This window comes from Psychrobacter sp. AOP7-C1-14 (assembly GCF_052376135.1).
Lineage (GTDB): Bacteria > Pseudomonadota > Gammaproteobacteria > Pseudomonadales > Moraxellaceae > Psychrobacter.
In genome coordinates this window covers 126232-140302 of the sequence record NZ_JBQSVH010000004.1, presented here as the reverse complement: position 1 = coordinate 140302, position 14071 = coordinate 126232, and the positions used below count along the sequence as shown (strand labels likewise).

Below are 14071 nucleotides of genomic sequence, written 5' to 3'. Positions count from 1 at the left end.
ATCAGTCATTGCGTTCCTATACTTATATTGTATAGCTATCTCTATCTAGTGTATTCAATAATAAGGTAATTATCTTTTTTCAAACAATGCCAATTGTTTGCGACCTTTATAAAAGTCAGTGGTTCGATAATAATTATATAAATGGCGGAACAGAACATTTAGAACAGCAGATACTGGCAAAGCAATTAACATACCGACAAAACCTAATAAGCTAGCACCAGCCAATACGGCGAATATGACCCATAGCGGCGATAGTCCAATCTTATCACCTAAGAGCAACGGTTGCAGGATATAACCTTCTGCAGCCTGACCAATCAAGAACGCACCTACAACTAATGACAAATACGTCCAGTCCAATCCAAACTGAAATAAGCAGGCAATAATAGCTGCGATAAAACCAATACCAAACCCTAAGTACGGCACAAAACTGGCAACGCCTGCTACCATACCAATAATAAGCCCAAGCTCCAGCCCAATAAGCTGTAACTGTACCGCATAAATAGCGCCTAGTAACACCATCACTAGTAATTGACCTTTGATAAATGCCATCAATGCAAGATCGCACTCTTTAGCTATTTCGGTCACTTTTTGGCAGTAAGCACTTGGTATCGCCATCTTCCAACTTTGCAAACGTTGATCCCAATTGAATAGGAAATAAAAAGTCAAAATTGGCACCAATACAATGAGACCTGCATTATTGATGAAATTCATACTTGAGGTCAGTATTTGGCTCATCATAGTACTGGCATCAGCGAACTTATAATTCGTCTGCATATAATCGACGAGTGTATCAGAGAACTCCTTCGACTCTAGTTCAGGCAGTTTTATACGGGTATTACTGTTGAACCACTCTCGTACTACTTGGTTATACCAATTAAATATCTTCGGCAAATAATCCCAAGCCGCTTGCAGCTGATGCCACAATGTCGGTACCAACCACCAAAGTAATAACGCCATCCCCAAAGTAATCGTCGAGTAAACAATAATGATTGCGACCCAACGTTTGATGTATTTCGATAAGCGCTTGACTAGAGGGTTGAATAGGTAAGCCAGCATAAAGGCAAAAACGAAGGGTACGATGACGGGCATCATCAAATACAAAAGAAACATAGCCACAACTAACGCCACGACAATAAATAAGCGCCGGAAAAAAGGATCTATTGTTTGGTTTATCATGGCAAGTAATCCTATAGTTGGACGGGTTTAAAAAGTGATCAAAAGCAATACACTGCTAGTAATTTCTAAATGAAATAAATACAGCATTATGCTATTTCACTAGGTGAGTTTCTTTTTTTTAGTTGTTTTTAGCTAGCTAAGCTGAGATGTATCAAAACCTTCAAAGACGTTTAATTTTTGACAAATTTATGTTTATTATTTTCTATGCTGTCAATCACATTTGAATTTGTATTAAGGCTATTATTAACAATAAATCTAGCGTTCTATTATCGCAGAACACAACAAAAAATCAGTCATTTTTTGTTTCTTAACTGCTAATTTGCCCCTCAATGCAAATCTTAGTCAAATATTGGCAAGTTGCTTTGCGAGTACGGTCTGTTTTTGGGTATAATGCGCGCACTGTCTTTAAACTTTGTCTTTGAACGTTATAACGCTGATTTTTGCGTGCTCAATTACTTTACCTTCTAATCCCAATTATCTATCCCCAACTGTGAGATGACTATGAGTGACAAGCCTTCTTTAAGCTACAAAGATGCCGGTGTTGATATCGATGCAGGCGATGCTTTGGTGCAGCGAATCAAGTCCGTTGCAAAAGCCACTACTCGTCCTGAAGTCGTGGGTGGGCTTGGCGGTTTTGGCGCGTTATGCCGTATTCCAACAGGTTATACTTCGCCACTATTGGTTTCTGGCACTGATGGTGTCGGTACCAAACTAAAATTGGCCCTACAATTGAACCGTCACGAGACAATCGGTATTGATTTGGTTGCGATGTGTGTCAACGACCTATTGGTTTGCGGTGCGGAGCCACTATTCTTCTTAGACTATTATGCAACTGGTAAGCTTGATGTAGATGTAGCAGCGACTGTCGTAACTGGTATCGGTGATGGCTGTAAACTTGCTAACTGTGCGCTTATTGGTGGTGAGACTGCTGAAATGCCAGGTATGTATCAAGATGACGATTACGACTTAGCTGGATTTTGTGTGGGCGTGGTTGAAGAGGCAGAAGTCGTCACTGGTGAAAATGTCGCAGAAGGCGATGTACTGATTGCGCTTGCCTCAAGTGGCGCGCATTCAAATGGCTACTCGTTGGTGCGTAAAGTTATCGAAGTCAGCGGTGTTGACGTGACCAATAGTGATGAGCAACTAGACGGCCAGCCTATTCAAGATGCGCTAATGGCCCCTACTCGTATCTATGTAAAAGCCATTAAAGCATTACAAGATACACTTGGTAGCTCAGCCTTACATGCGATGTCACACATCACAGGTGGCGGCCTAACAGACAACTTACCACGTGTACTACCTGATGACCTAGCCGCTAGCATCGACACCAATAGCTGGCAGTTTTCAGAGCTATTCACTTGGCTACAGACCCAAGGTAACATCGCACAGAGTGAAATGTATCGCACCTTCAACTGTGGTGTTGGCTTTGTCATCGTTATGCCAAAAGACAAAGCTGAAGCGGCTATTCAGACACTGACTGATGCTGGCGAGACAGCTTGGCAAATAGGTGAAATGGTCAAACGCAGCACTGACGACCAAGCGGATGCAGTGGTGTACCGTTAATGTCAACTGATAATACAAGCCAGCCTATTGAGCCATTGCGTATTGCTGTACTAGTCTCAGGAAGCGGTAGCAACCTGCAAGTGTTAATCAATGCAATGCAGGCAGGCGCGCTACCGATAGAAATCGTAGGGGTCATTAGCAACCGTGAAGACGCTTATGCGTTGACACGTGCTAAAGAAGCCAATATTCCAGTAGCGGTATTGTCGCACGTTGCTAGTGGCAAACGTATGGGTATCAAAACGTTTGAAACTCATGCCAATGAGCAGCTAATAGCATGGCAACCTGACTTGATCGTCTTAGCTGGATTTATGCGCGTGTTAAGTGGTTCATTTATCGATAATGCACCAGCACCGATGATTAACCTTCACCCTTCTCTACTTCCGGTTTATAAGGGTTTAGATACTCATAAGCGAGTCATACAAGCAGGTGAACGTCGTCACGGGTGTAGTATCCACAAAGTGACAGCAGAGCTTGATGCAGGTCAGGTATTGACTCAAGCCGTGTTGAATGTCGATATCAACGAGACAGTAGAGAGCTTGCAGTCACGAGTTCAGAAGCTTGAACATAAGCTACTACCTTGGACAATTTTATTGCTAGCAAAAAATGTATTATCACTTGGAACAGTTAATACGTCATCGGAAACTTACCTACCCACGTTACCTTTGCAGTTGCTTATTGATGGATAAAAATTGCAGTTTACTAAGCCGCTTTTAATCCTATTCGGATAGCAAAATAAAAGCCCAGTTACTCGTAATGAGTAACTGGGCTTTTTTAATTCAACAACTATTTATCGTCTGAAATCATCTAACATTCCGAATCGTAAATAGTTATCTGTCAAAACTATTTATCTAAGTCGTTTAATTAAATCATTCTTAAAATACATGAACTGCTTTAATATTGACAAACTCTTTCACACCAAAGCCACCATGCTCACGGCCATAGCCTGAGTTTTTCACACCGCCAAACGGTAATGCAGGATTAGCAAGACCGTAACCATTGATATAAACCATACCAGTGTCAAACTGCTCACGTGCTAGACGAACAGCTTTCTCTTCATCTTTTGAGAAAATCGCACCACCTAGACCATAGCGACTGTCATTAGCAATGCGCATCGCATCGTCTTCGTCTTTGGCACGAATTAATGATGCTACTGGACCAAATAACTCGTCATCATACGCAGGCTGGCCTTTTTCGACATTCTCTAGGATAGTTGCTGGGTAAAAGCTACCTTTACCTTCGGGTACCTTACCACCGACTGCAATTGTCGCACCTTTGGCCACACTTTGCTCTACCTGCTCGTGTAGTTGCTCTTGTAAGTCCGCACGCGCTAATGGGCCGATATCTGAGCCATCATCCATTGGGTCACCAGCTTTGGTACCTTCAAATTTTTCGACTATACGTTTACGGAACTCGTCATATACGCTATCAACCACAATAAAGCGTTTAGCTGCTACGCAAGTTTCACCATTGTTGATTAGACGGGCTTGAGTACAAGTTTCTACAGCGACATCAATATCAGCATCTTCTAATACGATAAATGCGTCATTTGAACCAAGTTCTAATACCGCTTTCTTGATTGCTTTAGCTGCCTGTTGTCCAACAAGGGCACCCGCACTGTCACTACCTGTTAGTGTAACGCCGCGTACCTTATCATTACCGATCAGTTCTTCTGATTGATCGTGATCAATGATAATCGTACGGAATAAGTCGTTTGGCAGTTCTGACTCATGAAGAATTTTCTCAATTAGTAAGCCAGAGCCTGTTACGTTAGACGCATGTTTTAGTAGGACACTATTACCCGCCATCAAATTCGCAATCGTATAGCGAAACACTTGATACGCAGGGAAGTTCCATGGCTGCATACCGTAGATGATACCAATAGGTTGATACGTCACCAGACCTTTTTTCATGCTTTCGATATCACGTACATCGTCAGCCAAAGATGCGACGCCATTTTCAGCAGTATAGTCACAAATGGCTTTGCACAAATCAATCTCTTCCATGCTTTGGCTGTACAATTTGCCGCGCTCTTCTGTCATCAGTTTTGATAACTCTTCTTTATACTCCATCAGTTTGTCGCCGATAGATTTGATAACACGGCCGCGCTCTTCGTGGCTGACAGTTCGCCATTCTAAAAACGCGTCATGTGAAGCATCGACAATTTTATTGACTTCGTCGTTGCTCATATAGCTATAGTTACTGATTTCTTCGCCCGTGGTTGGGTTGATAGTAGTAATGTCTGACATACGTACTGTCCTTATTATATTATTCGAGTTTATATTTGGAATTATTGTCACTTGTAGTTATTTTGCTGTGACAGTTTTAATTATTAAATCTATATCGATAGCACAATCTATTGTTAGCTCGTTTTCTATCTGTAGTTATCTTAACAAGCTATTCGCTGAACAGTTTTACAATATATTGTGAAGTGTTTTGAAGATGTTAATAGTGTGACTGACTTATTAAGGATGGCTAAATTAGGTATATGAACTACTAATCGCTAGAACAAAAAAAACCAGCTTAGAGGCTGGTTTAGTAACGATATAGAGTAGGATACGAAGAAAAGTATTCTTATTAGCGTGTAAAGGCTCAACAATATGCCGCTTTAATGTGACGTAATCTTAATTCACACAAACCCATCAAAATAAATGATTAATAACGGGTATTTCTTGTGGTGGATTTTCTTCTTCAGCAACGACTTGGCGCGCTACATGCATAATTAGCTGACGTAACCAGCGGTGAGCTGGATGATGCTGCAACAGAGGTGACCATGCCATCGTGAGCTCAAACTCAGGAATAAAAAACGGTGGATCTTCCATCATGATGCTATCGTTATTTGCTTGCATTCTTGCCACACGCGTGGGCAACGTCGCTATCAAGTCTTTATTTGCTGCAAGCATGGCAGGCATTTGATAATGCCGAGTAAAAACACTAATTTGACGTTTTTGTCCAAGGCGCTGCAATGCCTGATCAATAGATCCTAATCCGCCTGACTTCTCTGGGTTCACGCCGAACCCTACACCCATACCTGTTTTAGATACCCAGACATGCTGTGCTTTAAGATAGTTTTTTAAGTTAAAACGATTGGCATAAGGACTGTCAGAAGATAATAGGCAGCTAAAAGTATCACGCCAGACTAGAACCTGATGAAAACTTTGAGGTATCTCATTGAAGCGGTTAATCGCTAAGTCAACTCGTCCTTGCTCCATATCTCGATAAGAGACGTCTGACGGGGTCAAGAAATCCAAAATAACATTCGGTGCTTCAGAACGTAGTGCTTTTACTAGCTTAGGTACCAAGGTCGCTTCGGCATAATCCGATGTCATGATACGAAACACACGAGAAGTACTATAAGGACGGAATTCGGTACGTGGCTCCAATACTTGAGTCAAATCAGCAAGTATCTCACGGATACGTGGCTGTAATTCAAGGGCACGTTCAGTCGGCGTCATACCTTCTGACGAACGTACTAATAATGGATCATTAAACAGCTTACGTAAACGGCGCAAAATATTACTCATAGCAGGCTGAGTAATACCAAGCTGCTCAGCTGCGCGAGTAACGTTTTTTTCTCGTAGCAACACATCTAAATGGACTAATAAATTTAAATCGACCCGCTGCAAATTCATATTTAGTTCTCTTGGCTTTTGAACAAACACCATATTAAGGCTGGCATTTGTAACATTGCTACGATGGTTTATACGCTACAACAGCGTAACTTCATTATTTTTTACTAATTTGGTTCGAAATCTCTTTGATAGACTCACATCACAACTTACTCAACCTATCTTAAGAGCCTGTTATATAAGTATTATATCATATAGAAATACCAAAGATAACTATCATAAATTAGATAAATCTTGGCAAGGTGGTTATAGTGAGTTCTATAAAGGATTTGCAGCATAGACGATGAATCTTTGATTTACCGTCCGTTCTCACCTGATTAAATATTGTAGCTCAGTAATATATTAACGGCTTTTGTCAGTCATTGAATATGGTTAATTTAACTTATTATTGTAACACTTCCAGCTACCAATTATGACATTACTGCCTATGAAGTATTTAAATACCTTATAGATATATAGTTAAAATCGATAAACCTTTACAAGTTAGCAAGTATTTTTAACTGTCGAGTTCAGCAAATTTCTTGTAATAGCGTAGCGGTTTGTTTAGGGTAAATAGAGCTTCAATAAATAACAAACCAGATTCTGAATAGCATTTTTTAGTACAAAATTTTAGTAAAGCAGCATACTCATTATTTTAGTATTTAACTTATTTGTTTTTTACACCCCACCAAGGAGACATAGATGTCAACTGCATATAAATCAGCGATCGATTTAGTACGTGAATTAAAGCAAAAGCACGGTAACTGGCAGAACATTAGCGAGACTGATGCCGCACGTATGATGTCACAAAACCGTTTTAAAACAGGTTTGGATATCGCAAAATATACTGCAAAAATCATGCGTCAAGACATGGCAGATTATGACAATGATACGTCTCAGTACACTCAGTCTTTAGGTGCATGGCATGGTTTTGTTGCACAGCAAACAATGTACGCTAAGAAAAAATATTTCGGTACTACAGCTAAAACTTACATCTACCTTTCAGGTTGGATGGTAGCTGCCCTACGCTCTGAGTTTGGTCCTTTACCTGATCAATCTATGCACGAAAAAACGTCTGTACCGAAGCTAATCGAAGAAATCTACACGTTCTTGCGCCAAGCTGACGCAAAAGTACTGAATGATTATTTCCGTGAGCTAAACGCTGCTGAAGAAGCTGGTCAAGATACCTCAGCTATCCTAGAAAAAATCGAAAACTTTGATTCACATGTTGTGCCAATCATCGCTGATATCGATGCAGGTTTTGGTAACGAAGAAGCGACTTACTTATTGACTAAGCAAATGATTGAAGCTGGTGCTTGTGCTATTCAGGTTGAGAACCAAGTATCTGATGCTAAGCAGTGTGGTCACCAAGCAGGTAAGGTTACTGTACCGCATGAAGACTACATTGCAAAAATCAACGCTATCCGTTATGCATTCCTAGAGCTAGGTGTTGAAGATGGCGTTATCGTTGCCCGTACTGACTCGGAAGGCGCATCACTAACACAAAAAATCCCAGTATCAAATGAGCCAGGCGATCTTGCTTCTAAATACATCGACTTCCTAGAAATGGAAGAGGTGAGCATTGAAGACGCTAACGAAAACGACAGCCTACTTAAGCACAATGGTAAGCTAGTACGTCCAGTTCGTATGCCGAACGGCTTGTACAGCTTCCGTGAAGATACTAACATCGACCGCGTTGTTCTTGACTGTGTCACTGCATTAGAAAATGGCGCTGACCTACTTTGGATTGAAACACCAACACCAGATGTTGCCCACATCAAATCAATGGTAGATCGTATCAAAGAGCAACAGCCTAAAGCGAAGCTGGTATACAACAACAGCCCATCATTCAACTGGACGCTTAACTTCCGTAAACAAATTATCGCTCAATGGGAAACCGAAGGCAAAGACATCTCTGCATACAATAAAGATGACTTGATGAGTGCTGATTACGACGGTACTGAGCTTGATGCAGCAGCTGACGTAGCCGCTAAGAATTTCCAACGCGATGCGTCACGTGAAGCAGGTGTATTCCATCACTTAATCACGCTACCGACTTACCACACGACTGCTCTTAGCGTTCATGAACTTGCTAAAGGCTACTTCGGTGAAGAAGGCATGCTTGCTTATGCAGCTGGCGTACAGCGTAAAGAAATCCGTGAAGGCATCTCTTGTGTTAAGCACCAAGCAATGGCTGGTTCTGACCTTGGCGATGACCACAAAGAAATCTTCTCAGGCGATAACGCTCTGAAAGCTGGCGGCGGCAAGAACACAATGAACCAGTTCTAATCACCGACAAACTAGTAGTATTTATTAAAAAACCGCCCTACATGATGTAGGGCGGTTTTTTATTGCGGCTTAAATAATCAGAGAATGGTAGACTAATAATTGTTTATTGCAACCATCGATCAGAGCCATCAGTCAGAATTATTAGGAGCTAATATGCAAGAGATAGAGCTGAAGTTTTTGGTACCAGAGTCGCGACTAAAGGGTTTAATGCGTCAAACGCACGTTAAATCTTCACAAACGACACAACTGGCTGCGCACTACTACGATACGACTGACCAGCAGCTTGCACAGGCAAGTATTGGCCTACGTATTCGCAAAGAAGGTGATACATGGGTCCAAACCATTAAAGCTGGTGGTGATGGTATTGCCGCACGCTTAGAGCACAATGCCGTGCTCGATAACGAGCAAGTGCAAGCGATGCTCGATAACAATGAGCTGATGCCTGACTTAACAATATATGAAGATACTCCAATCGCTACTGCATTGGCTGAATTCAAAATCAAAAAGCTAGCAAAGACACTAACACGGCTGTATGTCACTGATGTCGAGCGCACTACTCGGTTGCTAACAGAAAGCAATGAGAACGGAACCGATAACTGTATCGAAATGGCTTACGATCAAGGGGAAATTATTCATGGTACCGATGAGTCGCTACGCAAAACTATTCAAGAAATAGAGTTTGAACTGGTGTCAGGAGGTTTAGACTTTCTATTTACGACTGCAAAAACATGGTGTAAACGCTATAAGTTGTGTCTATCTACCATTACCAAAGCTGAGAACGGTAGCCTGCTTATTAACGGACAAAACCACAGTCCTGCAGTCAATGCCAACCTAAGCCAATTGCAAGTAGATAAAGATAGCAGCGCGCCCGCCTTTATACGTGCGGTCGTACATAACTGCTTATTGCAAATATTACCAAATAGCAGTGCTATCGTCGCTGACAGCACAGATGACGATCATATTCTACAGTTACGGATAGGTATTGATCGCTTGCGTACGGCATTAAAAGTATTTTCCGACTTCTCTGATGAGATTAATCCTGAATGGCTGCCGATACTTAATCAAACCGCAACCTTGCTTAGCGATTATTATCAACTTGCTTATATCAATGCACAGATCGAACCTGAGCTTCAATCACTTGGCGCGCGTGCCGTTGACTGGACGACAGATATCGAAGATATAAAAATCACACCTATCAATACGCTGCAAGCCAATGACTTTCAGATAACTTTGCTAGAGCTGATTGCTTTTATCATGAGCGACTCAAGCATTGAACCTCAGACTGACCAACTTGCCAAAGACAAGTTAGAAAAAATTCTAGCTAAGCAATATAAAAAATTCGTTAAAACCAATAAAAAAGCTGACGTAGTAAGTGATACCGAGCTTGTGAGTGATGAAGCAAATGCAAGCGCAGACATTGCTTATGACGATCAATCTGAAAGCGACCTGCTTAACCAATTAAGAAGTTTACATTACATCGGTGAATTTTCCGCACCTTTATTAAGTAAGAAAAAAGCTAAGAAGAAAACCAAACGTTGGCTAAAACGGTTGATAAAAGCGCAGAAAGCATTAGAGCAACTGAAAGAGGATAATCAATATCAGAAACTTTATGAAGTAAAATCAAAAACAGACGCTAATGCTTTATATGGTGCGGGTTGGTTTGCCGCTATACTTACTGGTGACCAAAACCATATTGATGCACGTTTATCAAAATTTGCAGAAAGCTCAACGTTTTGGTAGTAGTAATATTGTTTTTCATACGGATAATGCTCTCATAAAGTAAAAACGTTTCATAAAAAAGGCCAGCCTGTTATATAACAGGCTGGCCTTTTTTATTGTATTTAAATAGCCTCTATCAGCGCCATAGTTAAAGGTACAACATGACTTATTCAGCAACAATCGTAACGGGCATACCCTCTTCTACTTGCTCAAATAACTCTACAATATCTTCGTTACGCATACGTATACAGCCATGAGATAGCGGGATGCTCATTGGTTCAGTATCGGGTGTGCCATGAATATAGATATAGCGCTCATAAGTATCGCAACCACCTTTACTATTACTACCTTTGTTTACCCCTTCTTCAAGACCGCTTAACCAAAGAATACGGCTCAATATCCAGTCACGCTTGGGATGTAACTCACCAAGGCTTACATCATATATCTCACCTGTCGGCACACGCCCGACAAATACCGCATTCATAGGCTCGCTACCGCCTATTTTCTGTTCAATGATGTGCCTACCAAGCGGCGTGCAGCCACTATCCTGCTGACTACCAATACCATTTTTTGCAGTGGAGACCACGTATTTGGCAACCTCAGTTTGCTGTTGGTACATCGTTAATGTTTGCTCAGCGATATTAATCACTAGCTGTTTATCAAGCGTCTCGTTATTTATCATAAATGCTTCCGACTATCAGTCATTCATCAGATTACTATCAAAGTTATTCGTAAAATGATTGAAAATTTCTATTCTCAGGGGATTGTATCAAGACATTTGGCACCGTAATATAGGGGCACACTTTTTGATGCTAGCAGATTATGACGACTATTTCACCGACACGTGTGTCGATGTATGATTTTTTATATCATGATACCCAGCCTATGCTGTCACTTTTGGCCGATGCGGCACAGCTCTCTCTACCGCAAGCACGCTTAGGGACAGATGCCAGTCTACAAGCTATCGTAAGTGCGCTTCTGGCCTATCAGCAGCGACATCAGGGACAAGCCGTCAGCAAGAAACTATTTAGTCGTAGTGCTGTCAAAGAGTTACGACAGTATAATTCAATGAACTTTGCAACCATTAGTGCCACACTCTACCATCGTCACGATGCGGCAGATGCCGTATTTAGCGATAACAGCCGTGTCATAAAGGCAAGCGAACATATCGCCAAAAATATTGACACAACGACGCAACAGGCTCAAATTCTACTCACTTCTTTGTGCGTGATTGTGCTGCGTGAATTGGCTATTCTGACAGAATACAGTCAACTAGACAGTGATGAAATCAACAAATGGTTCGCACTACAACCACAGTTTTTATCAGCGGCACGGTTTGATTCACAGCTCACGCATACCTTATCTACTGATACAGAAGGTAATAGTGACGCACCTAAATCAACTACTGAAGCGGTAGATAATATTGAAGCTATAGAAAACAACTCAGAGAGTAATGCGGAGCGTACGTTATTGAATGCTGAGCAGCTATCAAGCACCCCACCCTCTTTTGATCCTTACTGGTATGAACTGACTGGATTCAAACCAGAAAACTATGAACCTGTGCAAGACATGCAAATGGCAACAGGTAATTACTTAAAAGCCATTGGTCGCTCACCTGACAATCTACAGCAAGGTCGCCACAACGATATGCTGGTATTTACCGAGATGCACGCCATTGTTTTGCCACACCAACGTTGGTTATTACAATTGGCTAAAATCTCAGATATCTATCTCAGCCGAAATCGACTGCGTGTTAACTCTGAACCAGCGAACCCACCCAAACCGCCTTTAGTAAGCTTAGGGTTGATTGGCGGCAATAACGATAATACACCAACCACCACCAGTGAAAAGCCCATCGAGTATGAAGCGGCCACACCGCTATGGAAAAATCCTGTTATTCTCATCATCATACTTGTCGTTGGTGTACTTGGTACACTCGCTACTTTAAAATATCAATCGCAAAAATCTGATGGTGTCACCCTTGCAACTGAAGAAGTATTAGAACAGGACGCTATTGATGAGCGTCAACAGCAAGATGTAGCCATTGTCATGGTAGACGAAGATGAATCTGACGCTGCAGAGACAGGAAAAACTGAGTAAAGAATTTCAATTTTAGAACGTTTATTCTCAGAGTAAACGTTTTGGCAATAATTCATTAGCCATAAAAAAAGAGGCCCTATCAATATAGAGCCTCTTTTTTTGTTGTGTAATCTAAGTTTTCAATTAACTATAAGCAACCAAAAATTTACTTAGATAAATCACGACCACGGCTAGCTTCGATAGCCAGACGTAGACCATTTAGACGGATAAAGCCTTCTGCGTCTTTTTGGTCATAAGCGCCCGCATCATCTTCGAAAGTAGCAATTTTTTCATCAAATAATGAATCATCAGATTTACGACCAACGACGCTCACGCTACCTTTGTACAGTTTTACACGTACAGTACCGTTGACGTATTCTTGTGATTTGTCAATTAAGGCTTGTAGCATCATACGCTCGGGGCTAAACCAATAGCCGTTGTAGATGATTTTTGCGTAGCGTGGCATTAGCTCATCTTTTAAATGTGCAGCTTCACGATCGAGCGTTAGTGATTCAATACCACGATGCGCTTTTAGCATAATAGTACCCGCTGGCGTCTCGTAGCAACCACGTGACTTCATACCAACGTAACGGTTTTCAACGATATCTAAACGACCGATACCATGTTTCCCGCCGAGCTCATTCAGCTTAATCATAACTTCATAAGGCTTAAGCGCTTCGCCATCGATAGCAACGATATCACCTTTTTCGTATTCTAATTCTAAATACTGCGCTTCATTAGGTGCTTCTTCTGGGCTGACAGACCAGCGCCACATGTCCTCTTCTGCTTCAGTATACGGTTCTTCTAGGACACCGCCTTCGTAAGAGATATGCAGTAAGTTAGCATCCATTGAATAAGGAGATTTTTTCTTATTACCCGCATAATCGATTGCGATATCATGCTCTTCAGCATATTTCATTAGGCTTTCACGGCTTGAAAGATCCCACTCACGCCAAGGAGCTATGGTCACTACGTCTGGTGACAAGGCAACAGCACCTAGCTCAAAACGAACTTGGTCATTACCTTTACCAGTCGCACCATGGCTAATAGCATCGGCGTTATGCTCTTTAGCAATCTCAACCAAACGCTTGGCAATCAATGGACGAGCAATAGACGTACCTAGTAAGTACTCACCTTCGTAGATGGCGTTAGCACGGAACATAGGGAATACATAATCACGAGCAAACTCTTCGCGCAAATCTTCGATATGAATATGCTTGATACCCATTGCCTGAGCTTTGGCTCGTGCTGGCTCAACTTCTTCGCCTTGACCGATATCAGCAGTAAAAGTGATTACTTCCGCATCATAAGTTTCTTGTAGCCATTTAGCGATGATTGAGGTATCAAGACCACCTGAATAAGCCAAGACGATTTTATTAATATTTTTTGGATCAAGTTGAGCCATGAATAACTCCCATTATGAAATATAGTTTTAGAAAAGGCGACGATCAAATCAAAAGCAAGTCGAACGATAATTACCTGCTCAGTGTACATCATATTTACTATGGGCAAAAGTCTAACTGCCACAAGGCGTGCGCTTTTGACTTAAATTCTAGTCAACCTCATTTTTGCCACCAAAATTTAGACATTATTTAATGACAAGACATTAATCTTAGCTCGATGAATTATGTACAGATATT

10 protein-coding genes are annotated in these 14071 nt (G+C 41.4%); 5 read left to right on the top strand and 5 right to left on the bottom strand.

All coding sequences use genetic code 11. From position 1 onward, the window contains the following. Nucleotides 1-69 precede the first annotated feature (69 nt). Nucleotides 70-1176, bottom strand: a complete 1107-nt coding sequence (locus ACT3QN_RS05165) for an AI-2E family transporter (protein ID WP_444522489.1) — start codon at nucleotides 1174-1176, stop codon at nucleotides 70-72. A gap of 501 nt (nucleotides 1177-1677) precedes the next feature. On the opposite strand from ACT3QN_RS05165, the gene purM reads away from it, so the two are divergent. Together purM and purN are read left to right on the top strand one after the other, a co-directional pair. Continuing rightward, a complete protein-coding gene (purM, locus tag ACT3QN_RS05160; RefSeq protein WP_444520523.1) occupies nucleotides 1678-2739 on the top strand; it encodes a phosphoribosylformylglycinamidine cyclo-ligase in 1062 nt (353 codons plus the stop codon). Then, the gene (gene purN / locus ACT3QN_RS05155; protein ID WP_444522488.1) at nucleotides 2739-3425 is read left to right on the top strand and encodes a phosphoribosylglycinamide formyltransferase; all 687 of its coding nucleotides are present in this window, start codon (nucleotides 2739-2741) and stop codon (nucleotides 3423-3425) included. Before purM ends, purN begins: the two co-directional genes overlap by 1 nt. A gap of 186 nt (nucleotides 3426-3611) precedes the next feature. Here the strand turns inward: purN and ACT3QN_RS05150 are convergent, their stop codons facing one another. Both ACT3QN_RS05150 and ACT3QN_RS05145 read right to left on the bottom strand, forming a co-directional pair. Continuing rightward, nucleotides 3612-4985, bottom strand: coding sequence for an NAD-dependent succinate-semialdehyde dehydrogenase (locus ACT3QN_RS05150; protein ID WP_444522487.1), 1374 nt, complete (start codon nucleotides 4983-4985; stop codon nucleotides 3612-3614). A gap of 393 nt (nucleotides 4986-5378) precedes the next feature. After that, nucleotides 5379-6368 carry a LysR family transcriptional regulator gene (locus tag ACT3QN_RS05145; RefSeq protein WP_057761159.1) on the bottom strand — a complete coding sequence of 330 codons (990 nt, stop codon included), beginning with the start codon at nucleotides 6366-6368 and terminating at the stop codon, nucleotides 5379-5381. A gap of 678 nt (nucleotides 6369-7046) precedes the next feature. Between ACT3QN_RS05145 and ACT3QN_RS05140 the strand changes: the two genes are divergently transcribed. Both ACT3QN_RS05140 and ACT3QN_RS05135 read left to right on the top strand, forming a co-directional pair. Further along, entirely contained in the window at nucleotides 7047-8633 is a 1587-nt protein-coding gene (locus ACT3QN_RS05140) for an isocitrate lyase (RefSeq protein WP_444522486.1), read from the top strand. Nucleotides 8634-8786: 153 nt separating this feature from the next. Further along, the gene (locus ACT3QN_RS05135; RefSeq protein WP_444522485.1) at nucleotides 8787-10373 is read left to right on the top strand and encodes a CYTH and CHAD domain-containing protein; all 1587 of its coding nucleotides are present in this window, start codon (nucleotides 8787-8789) and stop codon (nucleotides 10371-10373) included. A 145-nt stretch (nucleotides 10374-10518) separates the two neighbouring features. Here ACT3QN_RS05135 and ACT3QN_RS05130 read toward each other — a convergent pair whose 3' ends face one another. Then, the gene (locus ACT3QN_RS05130; protein ID WP_444522484.1) at nucleotides 10519-11034 is read right to left on the bottom strand and encodes a L,D-transpeptidase family protein; all 516 of its coding nucleotides are present in this window, start codon (nucleotides 11032-11034) and stop codon (nucleotides 10519-10521) included. A 140-nt stretch (nucleotides 11035-11174) separates the two neighbouring features. Here ACT3QN_RS05130 and ACT3QN_RS05125 point away from each other — a divergent pair, with 140 nt between their 5' ends. Then, a complete protein-coding gene (locus ACT3QN_RS05125; RefSeq protein WP_444522483.1) occupies nucleotides 11175-12452 on the top strand; it encodes a hypothetical protein in 1278 nt (425 codons plus the stop codon). A gap of 145 nt (nucleotides 12453-12597) precedes the next feature. Here ACT3QN_RS05125 and ACT3QN_RS05120 read toward each other — a convergent pair whose 3' ends face one another. Beyond that, on the bottom strand, nucleotides 12598-13836 hold the full coding sequence (locus tag ACT3QN_RS05120; protein WP_444522482.1) for an argininosuccinate synthase: 1239 nt from the start codon (nucleotides 13834-13836) through the stop codon (nucleotides 12598-12600). Nucleotides 13837-14071: the final 235 nt, after the last annotated feature.

Coding starts and splice junctions, on each gene's coding strand:
- ACT3QN_RS05165 (WP_444522489.1), bottom strand. CDS start 1,176: ATGATAAACCAAACAATAGATCCTTTTTTCCGGCGCTTATTTATTGTC.
- purM (WP_444520523.1), top strand. CDS start 1,678: ATGAGTGACAAGCCTTCTTTAAGCTACAAAGATGCCGGTGTTGATATC.
- purN (WP_444522488.1), top strand. CDS start 2,739: ATGTCAACTGATAATACAAGCCAGCCTATTGAGCCATTGCGTATTGCT.
- ACT3QN_RS05150 (WP_444522487.1), bottom strand. CDS start 4,985: ATGTCAGACATTACTACTATCAACCCAACCACGGGCGAAGAAATCAGT.
- ACT3QN_RS05145 (WP_057761159.1), bottom strand. CDS start 6,368: ATGAATTTGCAGCGGGTCGATTTAAATTTATTAGTCCATTTAGATGTG.
- ACT3QN_RS05140 (WP_444522486.1), top strand. CDS start 7,047: ATGTCAACTGCATATAAATCAGCGATCGATTTAGTACGTGAATTAAAG.
- ACT3QN_RS05135 (WP_444522485.1), top strand. CDS start 8,787: ATGCAAGAGATAGAGCTGAAGTTTTTGGTACCAGAGTCGCGACTAAAG.
- ACT3QN_RS05130 (WP_444522484.1), bottom strand. CDS start 11,034: ATGATAAATAACGAGACGCTTGATAAACAGCTAGTGATTAATATCGCT.
- ACT3QN_RS05125 (WP_444522483.1), top strand. CDS start 11,175: ATGACGACTATTTCACCGACACGTGTGTCGATGTATGATTTTTTATAT.
- ACT3QN_RS05120 (WP_444522482.1), bottom strand. CDS start 13,836: ATGGCTCAACTTGATCCAAAAAATATTAATAAAATCGTCTTGGCTTAT.